Origin of the sequence: Streptomyces sp. SP18BB07 (assembly GCF_036322545.1) — a bacterium.
In the GTDB taxonomy this organism is placed as follows: Bacteria; Actinomycetota; Actinomycetes; order Streptomycetales; family Streptomycetaceae; genus Streptomyces; species Streptomyces deccanensis.
On sequence record NZ_JAQYWT010000342.1, the window covers coordinates 195,169 to 212,380 of the forward strand.

A 17,212-nucleotide genomic window follows, 5' to 3' on the forward strand; every position below is an offset into this window, starting at 1 on the left:
CGGATGGACCCGCCATGCCCACCCCCGAGCACGACCCGCTTCCCGACATCGCGGTCGGCCGCCACCCCGACTTCGGCATCGTCGCCGCCAACCCCAAGCAACTGGCGGCAAGCACCTGGATGTTGAAGGGATTCGACTTCCACCCCGTTCCCGACCACCCCAACCTGTACGCGCTGGCCAACCAGCAGAATGATGGGCAGGGCCGCACCACCCGGGCCATCGCGCTACTACGCAAAGCCGGCTACCGGGTCGGCGTGGATGCCGCGTTCGACCCCTCGCTGACCTCCGGACCAGCGCCTGTCCTCGACCGGCCCCCACGCGTCGAGCCGGACGTCGCGTTCGCCGAACACCCGCAGCTCGGCGTGGTCGCCGCCACCGCCGACGGTTCCTCTGCTCTCGGCGGCCCGCTCATCCTGGAAGAGCACGGCTGGCGGCACAACCCGGGCCTGGACATCTACATGCTGCCCGTCACCACGCACCGCAACGAGGCGCTCGACAAGGTCGCCACCGCCACGCTGGCGATGCAACGGGCCGACCTCCAGGTTGCCGTGCAGCCCCTCCTCGCCCAGGACATTGCCGCGCGCCACTCACCCGCACCCACGACGGCAGCGCGCCACCAGCGCGATCAGGGCTTCACCACTCAGAAGCTCCCCATGAGCGCCGCCGCGCTCGCCGCCAGTCCCGCCCGCGCTGGCCTGCCGGGTAAGGCGCCGGTTGCCATGCCCGCCGTCTCCGGCCCGGCGGCCCGCCCGGTGGACCCGCGCATCGCGTTCTCCCGTAACCGCTGATCCAACTCCCGTAAGGAGCAGTTCCCATGGCCGTTGCTGGTACAGCGGGATGTTCCAAGGTGCGGAATGCCCGGTGCCGCGCCGGTGTTGCCCGGCTCAGACAGTGCCCCGCCGGTGCGCACACGCCGGCGGCGAGGACGGTCATGCGACTCTCACGCTCTCGTCCGCGCGGCCAGAACAGGAATCATGTTGCGCGCCTCACACCCGCTCAGGTCGAGCCGAGCGAGGACTTCCCAGCAGGGTTGACGCCCAAAATTCCACCGCCAAAGACCCGCCGATTCGGGCAAGAAGATGGAGCCACTCAGTGGGAGAGTCGGGCTGGCGGTCCACCCTCAAGTAGAAGCCTTGACCGCGGACTTCATGGACTCGGTCCGAATCTGAGGGTGCGGCGCCGCCGCTCACGTTCTTGGCCATGGAGGCAGGACACCGCAGTCTCAGGCAATGCGCCAAATCCACAGACACCGGGACACACGAATGAGTGAAGAGTACGGGAGCGACCACCCTCCCGCACTTCCCTATGCACTGCTAAATACGATCCCTGCCCCGAAGGCGCCACCCCGTACCTCTTGGCCCGCCTTCCGGGATCAGCCCTCGGGCTCACCCTGCTTGTTGTTGCCGGGAGGAAGCCGCCGAAGCGCCCGCTCACGCTGCCCTTCTTTCGCACGGCCCGGTCGTTCGCGACGATGGGGTCGCGCGAAGGCGATCCATCCGCACAGGACGAGTCCGAGCGCAGCGACGAACAGCGCGGCACCCCACGGGCCCGTCTGGAAGTTGAAACACGGTGACACACCTTCCGACCTTGAACGGCCAGCGGGCAGTCAGGCAGCTAGTACGGCGCTCCACAGACCATCAGTCGGACGGAGTGTCGTTGCGCTCTGGGTTCGTCTGAGCGGGGCTCCTGCAACGGCGGCAGCGTATGAACCAGCCCACCACCCCAAGAACCAGCCCGCTGACCAAGCTGCCAAGGAACTCGGGCAGCGCGGCGGAGAGCACGTTCACCGCATTCTCCGTGTGGTGCGCTCTGCCTCCGCAGCCCGGTCGGTGTGGCGTTTACCCAGTCTGCTGAGCTTGCAGCGCACCCTCTCCCCGAACTTCCGTTCCCGGCCTAGCTCGTTGGCTACTACAGGCCAGGGACCACCATGCTCAGCCCACGCCAGCGCCATCGCCAGCTCTTCAGCACTCAGGTACTTCAGCACCGTGGACACCCGCGTATCTCTCTCCTTGGACAGGAGATCCTGCTCGGGCGTCCGGTACTCAACCAGCAGGTCTGCGATGGTTCTCGCATCGCCTACAGGCTGCGATAGAAGAACCGTGTGCTCCCCCTTGATTCTTCCCTCCCACACCGGCTGTAGATAGCGGTGCTGAACATAAGCATGGCGCCGTAACTGGTCATGGACGTACGTCTTGGTGGCCGTACCCGTGCCCAGCAACGCCACCCAGTCCCCAAGCAGCGCCATCTCGACAGCTTCACGCCAGCGGGCGGGGTGCTTCAAGCCGAGCACCTTCCTGCTGAAAGCATCAACAGTGTCGCGGTCTCCTTCGATGACAGCATTCCGTGCAATCAGCGCCGCGGCCTGCGCCTCAACTGGGCGCACCAGGAACGGCCGACAGAGCACCCTGTTCAGCTTGAGCAGCATGCCGACAATCAGTCCTGAAGCCAGTGGAGCGAGGACAGTCCTCTCAAAGTCCTCCACACGTAAGGGGCCAGTCTCATCCCCGACAAGGCGGCCCCCTTCGACGATGGCACGCAGGTCACAAATGCACTCCCTGACCTTCTCAATCATGCGGAAGGTCAGGGAAGCAAGGTGCTCACGCCAGACGACTCTGAACCCGTCACTACTTTCGAACTCTGCTTCAAACGACTCCATGGCCCGCGCCAGGGAGTCAAACACGGCATCAACGTCCGCTTGGACCGTGGCGGCTTCTGATGTGACCCGACTGCTCACTCGGGGCTCCTCCTGAGCTGAGGTAAATGGGGCTTCTCTACCTAGGCTCGGGATCACCCCAGTCCGGCAATAAATCTTGCAACCGGCACCGTGATGTGCGCCACACTCGTTGGTCGAGCCTCCCCGCGCCTCTGCGACTGGCTTCGGGCGTAGGTGACAGCCGCCATCTCGCCATTGCCGGATTCCGGCGGGTGTCTACCGGGTAGGACTATTTGCTTTTGGGCCCCCGGTGATCGGCTCCCCCTCAAAGTTGATCGAGCGCCCGGCCTGGCTCATCGACAGCCAGCCGCTCGCTGAACTTCCCCACTCACTTCATAACTTGATCAAGTGACGCGAGGAGTAGCTCTGGCTGCTTCCAAGAATCCCCATCAGCGTCACCGGCATCGAGCCGTACGACGATCCCGCGGCCTGCGGATGGGCGGCCCTGCGCGACACGACGGGCTCGACATCGCCGACAGCGTCATCCGACAGGACGGCCGCTGCGCCCGGCTGCACAAGGACGCCTCCTTTGCGCGCTCGGCCTGCGCGGACTCTCCGCCTACGACCAGGGCCTCGACGGGCCGCAGTGACCTCAGGCGTCTACCACCCATCTCCGGCCAGCCCAAATCGCGGATTCTGCGGATCCTCTCTCCCTGACGGCCCGACCACCCGGGCTCCCGTTCACCACTCCCCTTCGAGGTAGACGCCGTGATCGCCCACCTGCAGCGTGCCAGCCATACCGCCGGCCTCCTTGAGTACCTGTACGGGCCAGGCGAGCGCGGCAACCACACCAACCCCCGCCTGATCGCGGGGGCCGGCCACGGCGCCCCGATCGAGATGCTCGCCCAGACCGACGCGCCGGCGTACCTGGCCCACGCCCTCGACGCACCCGTCGAGCGCCTCGGGGCCCGAGCTCCTGAGCGGCCAGTGTGGGTCTGCTCGGTCCGCTCCGATCCCCGGCACCCCGACCTGACCGACTCGCAGTGGGCCTGGGTGGCCCGCCGGGTGGTGGCGGCCACCGGTATCGCCCGGGAGGACGATCCGGACGCCTGCCGATGGATCGCCGTGCGCAATCAAGCACGGCAAGTGCACGTCGTGGCCACCCTCGCCCGCGAGGACGGCAGCCTCCACAACACCTACCGCGACGCCTTCCGTCTCCAGACCGAGTGCCACCGCATCGCCACCGAACTCGGCCACCTACCCCCGGCCCCGCGCCCAACCCCCCGCGCCCAGGAGACCCACGTGCCTGCCCTCTACATCACCATCAGCGCAGAGCCCAGCGGCAGTGTCTCAGCGAAAGGCGCCAGCGACGCCCTGTCCGCCACGCTCCTCAAGCACGCCGGTTTCCAGCAGATCGAGGACTGGTACGGCCGCCGCCACCGCCTGGCCACCACCACCCCGCAGGCAGAGCGCGTCGCCATCGCCTCCCACGCAGCCGAGATGCTCCGCGCCGCCCGGTACAGCGTCGACCTGGACCCCGACCTCGACACGAGCCGGTTGACCACCCTGGCCAACCCTCTCGGGCTCTACACCGCCGGAGCCGAAGTCCTCCGGCTGACCGACCAGATCAGGGCCGCCGAGAACGGTGCCGGCCTTGCCCAAGCGGTCGATCACCTCCTTCATCCCGAGCACGGCGTCCTGGAACGCCTCCGGGAAGCTCTGGAGACGGCAGGCGAACAGATCACCGACCTCGACGACGAGGCATACGCGCTCGCCGACCGGTTCGGCTTCGCTGCGGAGTTCGTCAGCGCGGCGCAATCGGAACTCGTCGGAGCGGGACGCGAACTGCACCGTGTCAACGACTCGCGGCAGGACCACGCCGGGGCGCAGACGCAGTCCCCAGCCCCGCCCGACGCACGAAGCGCGGCTCTCGCCACGTCGCCCGCGGCGGACAGGGCCAAGGCGTCATCGGCGCTTGGAACTCCGTCTCCGGAAGTCGGTACCGCCGTAGGTGCGCCTCAGGTCGCCAGCCCTCGGACCCGTTGATCCCGATCCTCTCCTCTCGTGCCCCCTCCGGCGGTCTGACGCGCACCTACCTCATGCAGACAGCCGTCGACGCTCTGGCCAGCGCGTCCGCCGTCAGACCGACCAAGGTCCGAGAGGTCTGTCCAACCCGCCCGGCACCGACCCAACACCGCGCCCAAGGAGGAACAGTGCCCGAGTTCTACCCGAGCATCGGCGAGGCCGTAGGCGCCGCGATGCAGCACAACATCCGGCTTGCCTACGGTGGCAAGGCGCCTGGCTCAGACACGCCCCTGCAGGTCCGACACCCGCCCCACCCGTCGGCTGACTCGTACTCCGTCCCGGGGATGATCGCCCGGCTCACCGAGACAGCAACTCCCCATGAGGTCGCCGGAATCATCGAAGAGGTCAACGCAGCGCTGGTCGGAGCCCTCCCGCAGCTGACCGAACTCGTGGCCGCAGCGGCCGACTGGACCCGAGCCCGGCTGACCTTCGAAAACCCGCACCACAACCCGACCTTCGAGACGTGGACACGGCTGGCCGCCGCCACCCGCATGCTGCGGGACGTCCAGGAGGAACTGGCGGTCGCCGAGGACATGATCGCCGCGTGCCCTGTGCAACTCAGCGACCCCAAGTACCGCGACGAGGTGCCTTCACTGCGGACCAGGGAGCAGCTCAGCGATGTCCTCGGCAACGGCGCGGTCGCGGACAACAAACCGCCCGCCACCCAGAAACCGGAAGCGGACCGATGCCGAGCCGCCCGCGCCTCCTCCCCACACGCCGGCACTCAGCGGACCGCGCCCTCCGCCAGCGCGGCATCCGAACCACCCACCGGCGCCCTACCACCCCAGTCGCCACGCACCCGATGACCTCGGCTTGACCCCCAACTGCCGTCCCCTGCCCCGACAGGAGCTGCTGATGACCACCAGAAGAGCGCCGCGCGCCCCGCCTCGCCTTGTCCGCTCTCCCTCCTTGGACCCGCCATGCCCGCACCGCGTACCAGCGCGCCCTCGACCACCACCGGCTCCGACGCGCTCCTCTACCTCCTGTTCGGCGTCCTCGGCGTCGGCATCGCCTTCGGCTCCCTCGCCTGGCTGACCGGCAACCTCACCAACTCTCTCGTCGGCACCGGCACCTGGGCGCCGTTCGAGGCCACCAACGCGCTGTTGCACCCCGACGTGCTGTGGCCGCACCTGAGCCCCACCGCTCTGCTGGTTGGCGCGCGGCTCGTCCCCGGGCTGCTCTCCGTCTGCCTCACCGTCACCGGCCTGGTTGTGTGGCTGCGGCTGCGCGGCGGTGCGAAAGACGGCCTCGCCCGCAGGCGGGATCTCGCCCCGCTGCTGGACAGGGAGATCGCCGCCAAGGCGAAGAGTCTGCGGCCGAGCCTCTCCGGCCTCAAACCGAAGGAGGTCGATCCCGCGGACCGCGGGATCCTCGTCGGCACGCACTTCCCGGGCCGGGCCGAGGTCCGCGCTTCCTGGGAGGACGTGATCGTCGCGATCATGGCCCCGCGCTCCGGCAAGACGTCCGGGCTGGCGATCCCCGCGATCCTCGCCGCTCCCGGCCCGGTACTGCTGACCTCGAACAAGGCGGCGAACGACGCCTTCACCGCGACAGTGGACGCCCGTGCCAAGGTCGGCACGATCTGGACGCTCGACCCGCAGCAGATCGCCCACCACCCGCGCGAGATGTGGTGGGACATCCTGGCCGACGCCCGCGACCTGGCCGGGGCGAAACGTTTGGCCGGGCACTTCGTCGCCGCCAGCGTCGACGAGTCCAGCGGTGCCGACTTCTGGTCCACCGCCGCGAGCAACACGCTGGGCGCGCTGTTCCTGGCCGCCGCGAGCCACCGGCGCCCGATCACCGATGTCCTGGCCTGGCTCGCCTCCCCCGCTGACCGCACTCCGGTGGACCTGCTCACCGATGCCGGCCACGAGGCGGTGGCCGCCCAGCTCCAGGGCACCGTCAGCGGGGCCACGGAAACGCGGGACGGCATCTATGAGACCGCGCGGCAGTACGCGAGCTGTCTGCTCGACCCGGACATCGCCGCCTGGGTCACACCCGACAAGCGCCTTCCCGAGTTCAAGCCCTCCGCGTTCGCCACCTCCCGCGACACGTTGTACCTGCTCAGCAAGGACGGCGGCGGCTCGGCATCGGCGATCATCGCCGCGGCGGCCGACGCGGTGATGCGCGCGGCCGTGGTCGTCGCCGAGCGCTCCGGCGGGCGGCTCGACCCGCCTGCCCTGTGCGTCCTCGACGAGGCCGCCAACGTGTGCAAGATCTCCGATCTCCCCGACCTGTACAGCCACTTGGGCTCACGGGGCGTGATCCCGATGACGATCCTGCAGTCCTACCGGCAGGGCCAGCGATGCTGGGGCGAGGCCGGCATGGACGCACTCTGGAGCGCCGCCACGGTCAAGATCGTCGGCTCCGGCATCGACGACATCGACTTCGCCGACAAGCTGAGCCGCGCGATCGGGGAGCACGAGGTACGGACCGTCTCCGTCTCCCACTCCGACAGCGGCAAGTCGACGTCCGTGTCCATGCGCACCGAGCGGATCCTCGCCCCCGACGCGATCCGTGCGCTGCCCAAGGGCAAGGCACTCCTCCTGGCCACCGGCCTACGCATCGCGCTGCTCGACCTCAAGCCCTGGTACAAGGAGCCGTCGGCGAAGACCATCGCGCCTGCCTCCGCCGCCGCCACGGCCACCATCACCGACCGCGCACTCGCGAAGGCGAACAACTCCGGCCTCGGGCGTGCGGCATGAGCGGGGTCTGGGACGTCCCCGCCGCCGAACGCGTCGCCGCCCTCCGGCACGAAGCAGCCCGCCACCCCGAGTCCGGAGCGCGGGAACTGTCGGATCTGGAACTCCTCAACCGAGCCTACGAGTCCGTCGTCCGCGACCGGATCGACATCCACGACGCCTACATGAGCCTGCTCACCGATCTACGCCACCACGACGACCAGGTCCGCGCCGGGGCCGTGGCCGGCTTCCGCCCCCAGATCGACCGCATCGCCCGCCACGTCGTCAACGAACACCTCAAGCCCTACTGGCAGTTGGTCCACCGCGTCGAACACCTGCCGGAACGGCTCTCCCCCAGGGACATCGAGTCGCTGCGGTCCCAGGCGGCGTCGGTGCGGCACTGGCTACGCCAGGACGGGCCCGCCGAGGACCGGCTCGACTCCGGCGACGCCCGGGAACACCTCAGCACCCTGCGCACCGTCCTTGCCGCGCTCAAGGGACGCCGGGACGTCTCCACGGACGACGCGCTGCGGCTCATGGACGCGGCTCTCAATGACGGACCGCTGCTCGACCTGTTCGAGGTCGGCACACCCGAACCGCTGCCCGAGCCAGCCCCACCCGCCTTCGCCGGACCCGGCTGGACGGTCCACGCCCACATGTGGACCTACCAACCGGCACCCGACGACGGCTTCGTCACCGCCGTCCGGCTCGGCGACGAATGGCGCATCGACCTGTGGTCCCCCGCCGGCCCCCTCCTCGCACGCGGCACCGCACCCGAGAACGACGTCGCCGCCCTCTCCGAAGCCCTCGTCGCCCGGGCGCCGGCCTGGACCGCGGACCGCTCCGACTACGCCTGGCGCCGCTTCACCGACACCGCCAACGCCCTCCAGCACACCGACGACGCCTCCCCACGAGTCCGAGCCGCCATCGCACGCACCACGACACCCCACCGCCCCACACCGCACACTCCACCGCCCGCCACGTCGTCCCTCCCGGCGTCCGCGCAGACGGCTCTCGACCGCGGTCGTCGCCGCTGAAGGAGGGCACGCCGCTGCCCGGCCAGGCGTATCCGCACCGCAGCCGTCGGCCTCTGGACCAGGCACCGATCGACCGGGGCACCACCCACGAGTGGTCCGGACGTCAGGGCGACATCTTCGACGCGCTCGCGGACGCCGAACGGGAGAACGGCGATCCGGATGGCTGCCCGCCCTGGTCCTGCCGCTCCGGCACCCCCGTCCGGGCCGACGTTCGACCTCACAGCCTGCCCCTCCCCTCTACCTGCTCAGGAGTCCCCTCGTGTCCTCGCGCACTCCGTCCTCTCCTCTGGCGCGTTCCGAACGCCTCGCCCGGTCACCGGTCGTCCGACGCGGTGGCCAGTGGTGGCTGGTCACCGGTTCCGGATCGATCCTCGCCACCGATTTGACGTTCATCGGCGAGCTGGACCGCTTCGCCGACGCGATGACCGCCGCCGACCAGGCCGTCGCCGATCTCCGCTCGCAGCAGGACGACCCGCCGGCTCCCCGCCCCGGGAGGCAGCGATGAACCCGCTGCTGAGTGCGGAGCAGGCGGTGCTCGGCTCGGTGCTGCTCGACCCAGGCCAGCTCGCGCACCTGGACTGGCTCGCGCCCGATCACTTCTACCGGCCCGTCCACCAGGCGCTGTTCGCCGCCTTGCGCAAGCTCCGGACCGAGAGCCATCCCGCCGTGGCAACCGGAGAACGCGTGCCGCTGTCCTGGGTGACGGACGCCGTCGCCGAGGCCAGCAACCACGTCCGAGGGCTGACCGCCGTGTATCCCCACATCCTGATTTCGGCCTGCCCGCGACCCGAGCACGCCCCGATGTACGGCCGGATGGTGCTGGAGGGAGCGATCCATCGCAGCGTGACCGCGCACGCGATCCGCCTCCACCAGGCGGCCCGCGCCGACGCCCTCCGCGGTGAGGTGGAAGGAGCGCTGCACCATGCGGACGTCCTGGCCGGGGTGCTCGAAGACCTCGCGCGCCGCTGGGGGTCCGAACCGCGCCCGGTCGCCCCGACGACACCGCCGTCCACAGCTCCCGTCTCGCCGCCGCCGACACGAGCGGACCATGTCGCCGAGGACGAGCAGTTCCTGCTGGCGGTCCTGGTCGAGCAGCCGAAGGCGATGGACGAAGTCGTCGGCTGGCTGCGACCCGACGACTTCGCCGACCCCGCCCACGGCCAGCTCTACCGCTGCCTGGGAGCGCTGCACCACCGCGGCGAACCCATCGACCGGATCACCGTGCTGTGGGAAGCCCAGCGGCGCGGTCTGCTCGCCGACGGCACGCTGACCACCGAACAGCTCACCGCCCTCTGCGACGGCGTTGGCTCCGGCAGCGCCGAGTGGCTCGGCGAACAGATCATGCGCTCCTCCGTCGCCCGTACGGCCGCCGCCTCCGCCCGCGCCATCCGCGCCCTGGCCGAGAACGAGACCCTGGCCCCCGGAAGGCTCATCAGCCACGCCCTGCACGCGCTCGGGCCGCTCGACGAAGTGCGCGCCCGCTGGCAGACCGCGAACGGCCTCCCCACTCCGGCGCCGCCCCCCGCGCCGGCGGCCGAGGGGCCCCCGACGGCGCAGGTTCACGCCGCCCTCGCCCGCAGCACGGCGCGACCGGCCGCACGGCCCTCGGAATGCCCAGGCTCTACCTCCACATCATCAGCCGCACGACCGCCCTCGCGCACCCACGGCTGAGCCATCCTCGCCCACCAACCCAGCCCATCCGACTGTCCCCACCTTGGAACGCCCCGTGGACAACACCCCGCTCTCCGACGCCCTGGCACTGCGCGCCACGGCCTCCGCCTTCGACGCCCAGCGCGGCAAGCTGCCGGTGCCGGGAGACCCCCACCGCTCACCCGATGTCGTCGCCGTCGCACGCCAGATCTCCGAACTCGGCAAGCTGATCACCGATCTGGGCGACGAGGCCCTCTTCCGTGCCGCCGACCAGGACCAGGCGCCCCACACCGCTCGCGTGATCACCAACTTCGCCGCCGCCGTCGAGCCCGCGAGCGAAGCAGCTTCCGCCCTGGGAGCGGTGGCCCACCAGCTCGCCTTCCTGAACCAGACCGAGAGTATGCGCGACCAGCCCGACGCCAGGGATGCCCGGGAGGCAGCAGTACGGGTGATGGAGGAAGCACTCGGCACCGCTGACGCGGCCCTGCACGACGGGGCCAACTCCCTGCACGCCGCATCGGCGACGGTCTCTCCCCCGTCCGCGCGGCTCCATGCTGCCCGCAGCCGGTCCGTGACCACCGCGCCCGCTCCGGGGTCGCCACCTCCCGACGTCACCACGGCGGTGGCGGCCCCCTCGGACCGAATCGCACGTGGCCGGTGACATGGAGACCACCACCGCGCGACCGCCGTTGATCGGCTCGCTCTGCTCGGGTTACGGCGGTCTCGACCTCGGAGTCCAGACTGCCCTCGGCGGCACCCTGGCCTGGCACGCCGAGATCAACCCCGACGCCGCACGCATCCTGGCCCGGCACTGGCCCGGCGTGCCCAATCTGCAGGACATCGCCGCCGTCAACTGGGCCGACGTTCCTCGGGTGTGCGTCCTGACGGCCGGCTTCCCCTGTCAAAGACGTCTCCGTGGCCGGCCGCCGGGCCGGACTCAACCCCCACACCCGCTCTGGGCTGTGGCTGCACGTCGCCCGTGCGGTCGAAGCCCTCCGCCCCTGCTTGGTGGTGATCGAGAATGTCCGAGGTCTCCTCACCTCGCCCGCCGGTTCCCCTGGCGACGTGGAATTCTGCCCGTGGTGTCTGGGAGACGACCCAACCCAGCCTCCTGTGCGGGCACTTGGTGCCGTTCTCGGATCCCTGGCCGATCTCCGGTACGACGCGCGGTGGCTCGTGCTTCGTGCCTCCGACGTCGGAGCCCCCCATCGTCGCGAGCGGACCTTCCTCACCGCCTGGCCCGCCGAGCATGCTGCTCAAGACCCCGACGAGCAACATCGGCAAGAACGGCGGCTCCCAGCACCCGTCGAAGAGGAAGAGCGGCGGCCACGGCCCGAACCTGGCCGACGAGGTGGAGTGGCTGCTGCCCACGCCGAAGGCGTCGGACGGGATCAAGGGCTCGCCGAACCAGCGGCACGGCAACGGGGACATGACGCTGCCGAGCGCGGCAGCGTCGCTGCTGCCCACCCCGAGGGCGAGCGACACCGGCACCCCGGGCCGCCGTCCGGGCAAGGGCTGGCGTCCGCCCCTGTCGGCGGTGGTCCTGCCGCTGTGGGCGGAGGCGGCCCCGGAAGCGGAGGGATCGACGGGCGATGGGGAGCGTACGCCTCCGCCATCGCCCGATGGGAGAACCTCACCCGGCCGGCGCCGCCGCCCACCGACGCTGCCGGACGCCTGCGCGCCGACTTCGTGGAGTGGATGCAGGGCCTGGCCCCTGGCTGGGTGACCGCCACTCCGGGACTCGGTCGACCGGCTCAGCTCACCGCACTCGGCAACGGCGTGGTCCCCCAACAGGCCGCCCGGGCAGTGCGGTTGCTGTCACCGCCTTTCCCGGGCTGCCCCCGCTGCACCGCGCCGTAGCGCCCCATTACCCGGTTTCCCCAGCCGCGCCAAATCGCGGAATCTCCGCATCCTCTTGCCCATGCCGACCTGCGAAGGGAGCACCGCCGTGACCTCCAGAAGAGCGCGCCGCACCTCGCCCCCGCCCTGCTCGCTCACTCCCTTGGATCCGCCATGTCCGACCCCAGCAAGGCCACCCCCGAGCCGTTCCGCGTTCCCGACGGCGACCTCGACGATCTCGCCAGCACCCTCGCCAAGACCATGGCGGAGGTACGCCAGCACGGCGTCATCCTGGACCGCCTCGGCTCCGAGCCCGTCTCCACCCCTCAGCCCACCGCAGGCACCTCCACCGCAGGCGCTGCCGGCGCCGACAAGGCCGCCGCCCCGGCCTCGGTGTTCATCCTCGCCCTGGGCGGTGAGGCGTACGCCGTCGAGCTGGCCGCTCTCAGCGACTGGGTGAACCACCTGTTCCTGCCCGTCTACGGACGGGAGATCAGCACTACCCGACCGTGGTGCGACCAGTGGCACGAGCACCCCGAGGCCGTTGCCCGGCTGCACGCGCTCTGGCTCGCGTGGCAGCAGCTCACCGACGCCGAGGCCGGCCTCACCGGCCCCTCGACGTGGCACCGCGACCACCTCGACCAGGCCCTGGTTCATCTCCGTGCCCCCGACGGCCCCTTCGCCGCATGCACGACGAGCCCGACCCGGCCCAATCACCGAGTGCTGGCCACCCCGGCGCCCGAGCTGACGGGAGTCACCCGGTGATCGCCGAACCCGACTTCCGCCTCGCCGACTTCGAGCCTGCCGACGCCGCCTCCGAACTCGCCGAGAGCAGCGTCTGGGCCGGAGACCTGACCGTGCTGACCGAGCACCACACCACCCCGGAGGGGACGCACAGCTACATCGTCGCCCACGACAGGTCGATGACCTGGGGCGTCCCCGGTGATCCGGCGCTCGTCGCCATCAAGATCACGCGGGACCTACGCGAGCGCACGTTCACCTTCGAGACCGCGAACCACGCCAGCCTGGCGTTCGCCCAGAACTGGCTGATCGAGCGTGGCTGCCCGCCCGAGCGGATCGCCCAGGCCAAGGGTGACTCCCTGAAGCCCGCCGACGATCTCACCCTCTGGGTCGAGCGGCAGATCCGGGAGTCAGGCTCTCGATACAAGGTCCTCGACAGCTGGACCTCGGACTACGCCCCGTCCGAGACGTGGACGTTGACCCGTGACTCCAGCGCCGCTCAGGCACCGATTCGTGTCTTTCTCGAAGAGGGAAACCCCGACGCCCACACGTACACGATGCGCGAGGGCGCCTTCGCCGACGAGGCCGCCGCCCGCCACTGGCTGGAACACCGCGGTAGTCCGCTGCCACAGCCGCCGGACTACCGCGGTGAGGCCGCCGCCCGGCTGACCCGCGCCGCCCTCACCCGGTCATCGGGTGCCTCCGCGATCCCGAAAGCCGGCCTCGACACGGGCAACGCGCCGTCGGCAGGAACGGGTCAGCGCCCGAACCCCCGGAGGCCGATGTGAGCCGCGCCCGCTTCGCCTTCGCCGCCCACCCGGACGCCATCGCGGACCTGCGTCAACTCCCCGACGAGATCCGCGACCTGGCGCTGCTGGAACTGCAGAACCTTGTCCACGGCAGCGACGACTGCCTGCCGCTGACCGGCCGCCTCGCCGGCTTCCACAAGGTCTACGTCGACCCGGCCATCTCCTACCGGATGGTCATCCAGTTCCGCCCGGCCCCACCCACCTCGACCCACAAGCGCGAGATCTACCTCGTCGCGGCCGGTGCCCGGGAGGACTACGCGGTCTACCGCACGGCCCAGCTCCGCACCAACCGCACCGGCCTCAACCGGCACGAGGACACCGACGCGGCGGCCGAGGCCCGGGTCCAGGCGGCCCGGTCCCGGTCCCCCCACGCGATCGACCCGACCGCGTCCCTCCCGGCCACCGCACCGGCGGCAGCCAGCCCCGCCGCCCCGGCCCCCTCCCGAAAGGCCTCCATGCGATGACCGCCGACCGTGCGTCCCTCGACCGCACCGAACTGGCCGGGCTGCTCACCGACGCCGCGCGCAGCGTCTCGGAGGTCCTCACGACCGAGTACCCCACCTCCGCCGGCCGCTCCTACCTGCATCCCGTCCTCGGCGCGCTGTCCGCCGGTCCCCGAGTGATCCGCGAACTGAACGACCGGCTCGAAGAGTTCGTCGTCGAGGAGCCGCTGCCTTCCACCCCCGCCGGTCTGTTCACCCTGGCGTCCTACGCTTCCGCGCTCGGCTGGCTCACCGAGTCCCTCGCCGAGCTGACCGCCGCCGTGGACCAGATCTGCACGCGCGTCGGCATCCCGGCCGAGCCGCCGGACCCGGCCTTCGTCGCGCCCTCGCCAACGGACCAGGACGACGAGTTCGACTTCGCGTTCAGCGCGCTGGAGTTGGCCGCCATTCGCACAGCCGCCAAGGCTGCCGACCTCAGCCCCGGGGACTACGTCGAGGTGCTCTCGCGGTCCCTGCTCGCCGCCTCCCGGATCACCGACGCCTGCATGGAGATCTCCAGCGGCCTGCTCGAAGACGCCGCGTACGTCCTCGGCGAGGCAACCGATCATGTCCGAACCGGCGAGGGCCCCGACAGCCTGCCCACTCTGGTGCGCTCCCTGCTCGCCCGGATGGACGCTGCCGAATGAACCCCCACGACATGGCGAAGCGGCACGGCGCGCACCCGGTCGCCGAGGAGTTCTGCGTCAAGGACCCCTTGGCGCTGAGCGACGACCATCCACCCCGCGACCCGCGTTCCCCCGCCGGCACGACTGCCAAGCCCTCTCGCTCCCGCTGAAATCCCCAGAAGGAAGACGTCCATGTCCACCGTGATCTACACCCGCCACCTGGTGGAGCACCGGTACGGCCGCCCGTTGGAGGACCTCCAGCGCCACAGCGCGCATGGCGGTTCGGGAGATCCTGTTCTGCCGATCGTGCTGCGGCGGCTCGACGGCCTGGCCACGACGAACGCTCGTGCCCGCGCCGCGCGCCGCAATCTCGACGCGGCCTGGCAGCGCTGCCGCTCCGGCGAACACGCGCTCGACGACCTCGTGCTGCGGTATGCGGCCGAAGTCGTCGACCTCGAACGCCGGGAGCAGTCGGAAGCCGAGGCAGTCTGGGACTTGCTGGACGTCCGCCTCCTCCTGGACCAGCCTGCCGCCCGCCGGCCTTCGGCCGCCCGGCGATCCAGCCCCGCGCCGGGCGATGAGGACCTCATAGCCGTAGCCCGCCAGGTCGCCGCCCGTCTGCCCCGGCTCAACCGCGAAGCTCTGCGCCAGGGCCTGCGCGCTCGCGGCATCCACGTCAGCAACCGCCGCCTCGGCACGGTGCTCCAGCGTCTCCGCGCCGAGCACGACCTCCACTGATCCGCACCCCGCCGTTCGATTCGCCCATCGTCATAACGGAGTTACCGCCATGTCCGCCCCCGCACAACCCGCAACCTCCCAGATCGGCTTCGTCGACGCCCGGGGCGTCGAGGAGGCACTGTCCCTGATAGCGCCGAAGTGGACCACCTGGTCGGCACAGACCCTGGCCCAGCAGGGCGGCCCCATGCGTGTGCGTGACGTCGCCGCCCACCTCCCCTTCGTCAGCGAACAGTTCGTCGGCAAGCGGCTGGCCCAGATGCACGATGACGGGCTGGTAACCCGAGCCAGTCATCGCCACGGTGCCCCGTACCAGCTCAGTGGGTTCGGCATCGCACTCTCCCCGGTACACCGGGCGCTGTCCGACTGGTCCCACGCGCACCTGTCGCTCGGCAAAGTGGCCGGTGCCGAGCGCATCGAGGACGCCGTGCGCCGGCTGCACCTTCGCCACTCGACCGCCATGATCCAGGCCCTCGACGCGGGCGGGCCCATGCGGTTCGTCCACATCGCCGAACAGACAGGACTGGACAACAGCTTCACCCGACAGCGCCTGATCCGGCTTCAGCTCGACGGCCTGGTCACCCGCACCGGACCGCGCCACGGCGATCCGTACGTCCTGACCGCTGCCGGACGGGCGCTGGGCCCGGTCTACGCAGCCGTCGAGCACTGGAGCAACCCCGTCGCCGCACCGCTTCCCGCCCCTGTCCAGGTCGCGGCGGCCACGCGCACCCGCACGGGCATCCCGCCGAGGTCGGACGGCATCCGGACCGCAGCCGCCCTGCGTCGCAGCACCGCCGCGCCGAACTCCCTGTTCAGCCATGCCCCGCAGCCACAACCGCGGGTGCCAACGACCGTCACTGCCCGGTCCGCCCCCTCTCCTGGCCGGTGATCCGCATGGCGTCCAACACCAGATCCCCCTCACCTCCGCCCTCGTGCCCGCGTGCAGCCGAGCAGTCCGCTCCCGGTCGCACGCGGGCCCGTTCCCCACCTCCTCCAGGAGCCGTTCCCGTGATTGCGACTTCCCGACCGGGCGACCTCCCGCCCGACACCGATCTGCTGGTCCACCCCGTCTATCTCGCCGGGCGCGGCGACACCGCCACCGTCTACGAAGCCCTGTGCGACGCCCGGGGCTGGGGCAAGGCGACCACCGCCACCGGCCTGATGTTCACCAGTCCGCGCCAGGATGCGCAGGTGGCCTACATGCCCGAGAGCCGGTACGGCGGATGGAAGGCCGTCCAGTACGGCGAGCCGCTCGGCACACCTATCTGGTGGGCAACCTTCAGCAGGAACACCCCGGCAGAGATCACCTCTGCTTTCACCACCGCACTCGCCGAGGGCCTACCCAGCAACCATCGCGACTTCCTGCACGGCGACCCCCACCACCGGCCCATCAGCCCCGCCGGGGCGTTGGCCGAACGCGGATGGCAGACCGACGACACCGCCATGTACGTCTACCAGCGTTCCCCGGACAGCCACGCCTATTTCGCTCTACGCAAGGGGCATCTCGACGACTACATGGAGCTGGAGGGCGAAGGGCCGGCGCAGTGGACGATGTACGGCTGCGTGGACCACGTCAACGGCGAACGCTGGCACGCCGACTTCACCAGCGCCACCCCGCTCTACCTGGTACAGGCGGCCGTGATCGCGCTCAGCAGCACCGAGCCCGTCGAGCGTCCTCTGTCGGGCATCCCCGAGCGGAATCTGCCGTACGTCACCGTCACGCCCGTCGGCGCGGACACCGACCAGCTCCGCTCGGCCGCGCTCGCCCGCACGCCCCACACACCGCAGGCCGGAGCGACTCCGCCCATTTCCTCGGTCGCCAGCCTGCCCGCCCCCGGCCCCTCACGCCGCCGCTGACCACGCGCTTGGAGGAG

At 70.6% G+C, this 17,212-nt stretch carries 19 protein-coding genes and 2 pseudogenes; 19 read left to right on the forward strand and 2 right to left on the reverse strand.

Annotated elements, in window-relative coordinates; translation table 11 throughout:
* Positions 1–14 precede the first annotated feature (14 nt).
* Positions 15–788, forward strand: a complete 774-nt coding sequence (locus PUR53_RS31865; protein ID WP_329910504.1) for a hypothetical protein — start codon at positions 15–17, stop codon at positions 786–788.
* Positions 789–1,783: 995 nt separating this feature from the next.
* On the opposite strand, the gene PUR53_RS31870 is transcribed toward PUR53_RS31865, so the two are convergent.
* Positions 1,784–2,734, reverse strand: coding sequence for a hypothetical protein (locus PUR53_RS31870; protein WP_329910505.1), 951 nt, complete (start codon positions 2,732–2,734; stop codon positions 1,784–1,786).
* A gap of 312 nt (positions 2,735–3,046) precedes the next feature.
* The gene (locus PUR53_RS31875) at positions 3,047–3,229 is read right to left on the reverse strand and encodes a hypothetical protein (RefSeq protein WP_329910507.1); all 183 of its coding nucleotides are present in this window, start codon (positions 3,227–3,229) and stop codon (positions 3,047–3,049) included.
* Positions 3,230–3,421: 192 nt separating this feature from the next.
* Between PUR53_RS31875 and PUR53_RS31880 the strand changes: the two genes are divergently transcribed.
* The 18 genes and pseudogenes from PUR53_RS31880 (at position 3,422) to PUR53_RS31965 (ending at position 17,195) form a co-directional block, all read left to right on the forward strand.
* Complete coding sequence (locus tag PUR53_RS31880; RefSeq protein WP_329910508.1) at positions 3,422–4,699, forward strand: hypothetical protein; 1,278 nt, start codon at positions 3,422–3,424, stop codon at positions 4,697–4,699.
* A gap of 167 nt (positions 4,700–4,866) precedes the next feature.
* Positions 4,867–5,544: a hypothetical protein gene (locus PUR53_RS31885; RefSeq protein WP_329910509.1), complete on the forward strand. Its 678-nt coding sequence runs from the start codon at positions 4,867–4,869 to the stop codon at positions 5,542–5,544.
* A gap of 114 nt (positions 5,545–5,658) precedes the next feature.
* Positions 5,659–7,443 (forward strand): type IV secretory system conjugative DNA transfer family protein, encoded by a 1,785-nt coding sequence (locus PUR53_RS31890; RefSeq protein ID WP_329910511.1) that lies wholly within the window; start codon positions 5,659–5,661, stop codon positions 7,441–7,443.
* The gene (locus PUR53_RS31895; RefSeq protein ID WP_329910512.1) at positions 7,440–8,456 is read left to right on the forward strand and encodes a hypothetical protein; all 1,017 of its coding nucleotides are present in this window, start codon (positions 7,440–7,442) and stop codon (positions 8,454–8,456) included. Before PUR53_RS31890 ends, PUR53_RS31895 begins: the two co-directional genes overlap by 4 nt.
* A 259-nt stretch (positions 8,457–8,715) precedes the next feature.
* Positions 8,716–8,961 carry a hypothetical protein gene (locus tag PUR53_RS31900; protein WP_329910513.1) on the forward strand — a complete coding sequence of 82 codons (246 nt, stop codon included), beginning with the start codon at positions 8,716–8,718 and terminating at the stop codon, positions 8,959–8,961.
* A complete protein-coding gene (locus PUR53_RS31905) occupies positions 8,958–10,127 on the forward strand; it encodes a DnaB-like helicase N-terminal domain-containing protein (RefSeq protein ID WP_329910514.1) in 1,170 nt (389 codons plus the stop codon). Before PUR53_RS31900 ends, PUR53_RS31905 begins: the two co-directional genes overlap by 4 nt.
* A 43-nt stretch (positions 10,128–10,170) precedes the next feature.
* Positions 10,171–10,767 (forward strand): hypothetical protein, encoded by a 597-nt coding sequence (locus PUR53_RS31910; protein WP_329910515.1) that lies wholly within the window; start codon positions 10,171–10,173, stop codon positions 10,765–10,767.
* 1 nt (position 10,768) lies between these two features.
* A pseudogene (locus PUR53_RS31915) lies at positions 10,769–10,942 on the forward strand (DNA cytosine methyltransferase); the annotation flags it as partial.
* Between the two features lie 79 nt (positions 10,943–11,021).
* Positions 11,022–11,345: pseudogene (locus tag PUR53_RS31920) on the forward strand (DNA cytosine methyltransferase); the annotation flags it as partial.
* Between the two features lie 10 nt (positions 11,346–11,355).
* The gene (locus PUR53_RS31925) at positions 11,356–11,832 is read left to right on the forward strand and encodes a hypothetical protein (RefSeq protein ID WP_329910516.1); all 477 of its coding nucleotides are present in this window, start codon (positions 11,356–11,358) and stop codon (positions 11,830–11,832) included.
* Positions 11,833–12,119: 287 nt separating this feature from the next.
* Positions 12,120–12,710, forward strand: coding sequence for a DUF4913 domain-containing protein (locus PUR53_RS31930; RefSeq protein WP_329910517.1), 591 nt, complete (start codon positions 12,120–12,122; stop codon positions 12,708–12,710).
* Positions 12,707–13,474 carry a glycosyl hydrolase gene (locus PUR53_RS31935; RefSeq protein ID WP_329910518.1) on the forward strand — a complete coding sequence of 256 codons (768 nt, stop codon included), beginning with the start codon at positions 12,707–12,709 and terminating at the stop codon, positions 13,472–13,474. Before PUR53_RS31930 ends, PUR53_RS31935 begins: the two co-directional genes overlap by 4 nt.
* Positions 13,471–13,959 carry a hypothetical protein gene (locus tag PUR53_RS31940; protein WP_329910519.1) on the forward strand — a complete coding sequence of 163 codons (489 nt, stop codon included), beginning with the start codon at positions 13,471–13,473 and terminating at the stop codon, positions 13,957–13,959. The genes PUR53_RS31935 and PUR53_RS31940 overlap by 4 nt, the downstream gene beginning before the upstream one ends.
* The gene (locus PUR53_RS31945) at positions 13,956–14,624 is read left to right on the forward strand and encodes a hypothetical protein (RefSeq protein WP_329910520.1); all 669 of its coding nucleotides are present in this window, start codon (positions 13,956–13,958) and stop codon (positions 14,622–14,624) included. The genes PUR53_RS31940 and PUR53_RS31945 overlap by 4 nt, the downstream gene beginning before the upstream one ends.
* Positions 14,621–14,773, forward strand: a complete 153-nt coding sequence (locus tag PUR53_RS31950) for a hypothetical protein (RefSeq protein WP_329910521.1) — start codon at positions 14,621–14,623, stop codon at positions 14,771–14,773. Before PUR53_RS31945 ends, PUR53_RS31950 begins: the two co-directional genes overlap by 4 nt.
* Positions 14,774–14,795: 22 nt before the next feature.
* Positions 14,796–15,341 carry a hypothetical protein gene (locus tag PUR53_RS31955; protein ID WP_329910522.1) on the forward strand — a complete coding sequence of 182 codons (546 nt, stop codon included), beginning with the start codon at positions 14,796–14,798 and terminating at the stop codon, positions 15,339–15,341.
* Positions 15,342–15,390: 49 nt separating this feature from the next.
* Positions 15,391–16,227, forward strand: coding sequence for a winged helix-turn-helix transcriptional regulator (locus tag PUR53_RS31960; RefSeq protein ID WP_329910523.1), 837 nt, complete (start codon positions 15,391–15,393; stop codon positions 16,225–16,227).
* A gap of 119 nt (positions 16,228–16,346) precedes the next feature.
* Positions 16,347–17,195 carry a DUF317 domain-containing protein gene (locus tag PUR53_RS31965; protein WP_329910524.1) on the forward strand — a complete coding sequence of 283 codons (849 nt, stop codon included), beginning with the start codon at positions 16,347–16,349 and terminating at the stop codon, positions 17,193–17,195.
* The last annotated feature ends 17 nt before the right edge of the window (positions 17,196–17,212 follow it).

Coding starts and splice junctions, on each gene's coding strand:
- PUR53_RS31865 (WP_329910504.1), top strand. CDS start 15: ATGCCCACCCCCGAGCACGACCCGCTTCCCGACATCGCGGTCGGCCGC.
- PUR53_RS31905 (WP_329910514.1), top strand. CDS start 8,958: ATGAACCCGCTGCTGAGTGCGGAGCAGGCGGTGCTCGGCTCGGTGCTG.
- PUR53_RS31955 (WP_329910522.1), top strand. CDS start 14,796: ATGTCCACCGTGATCTACACCCGCCACCTGGTGGAGCACCGGTACGGC.
- PUR53_RS31945 (WP_329910520.1), top strand. CDS start 13,956: ATGACCGCCGACCGTGCGTCCCTCGACCGCACCGAACTGGCCGGGCTG.
- PUR53_RS31890 (WP_329910511.1), top strand. CDS start 5,659: ATGCCCGCACCGCGTACCAGCGCGCCCTCGACCACCACCGGCTCCGAC.
- PUR53_RS31925 (WP_329910516.1), top strand. CDS start 11,356: ATGCTGCTCAAGACCCCGACGAGCAACATCGGCAAGAACGGCGGCTCC.
- PUR53_RS31960 (WP_329910523.1), top strand. CDS start 15,391: ATGTCCGCCCCCGCACAACCCGCAACCTCCCAGATCGGCTTCGTCGAC.
- PUR53_RS31895 (WP_329910512.1), top strand. CDS start 7,440: ATGAGCGGGGTCTGGGACGTCCCCGCCGCCGAACGCGTCGCCGCCCTC.
- PUR53_RS31930 (WP_329910517.1), top strand. CDS start 12,120: ATGTCCGACCCCAGCAAGGCCACCCCCGAGCCGTTCCGCGTTCCCGAC.
- PUR53_RS31950 (WP_329910521.1), top strand. CDS start 14,621: ATGAACCCCCACGACATGGCGAAGCGGCACGGCGCGCACCCGGTCGCC.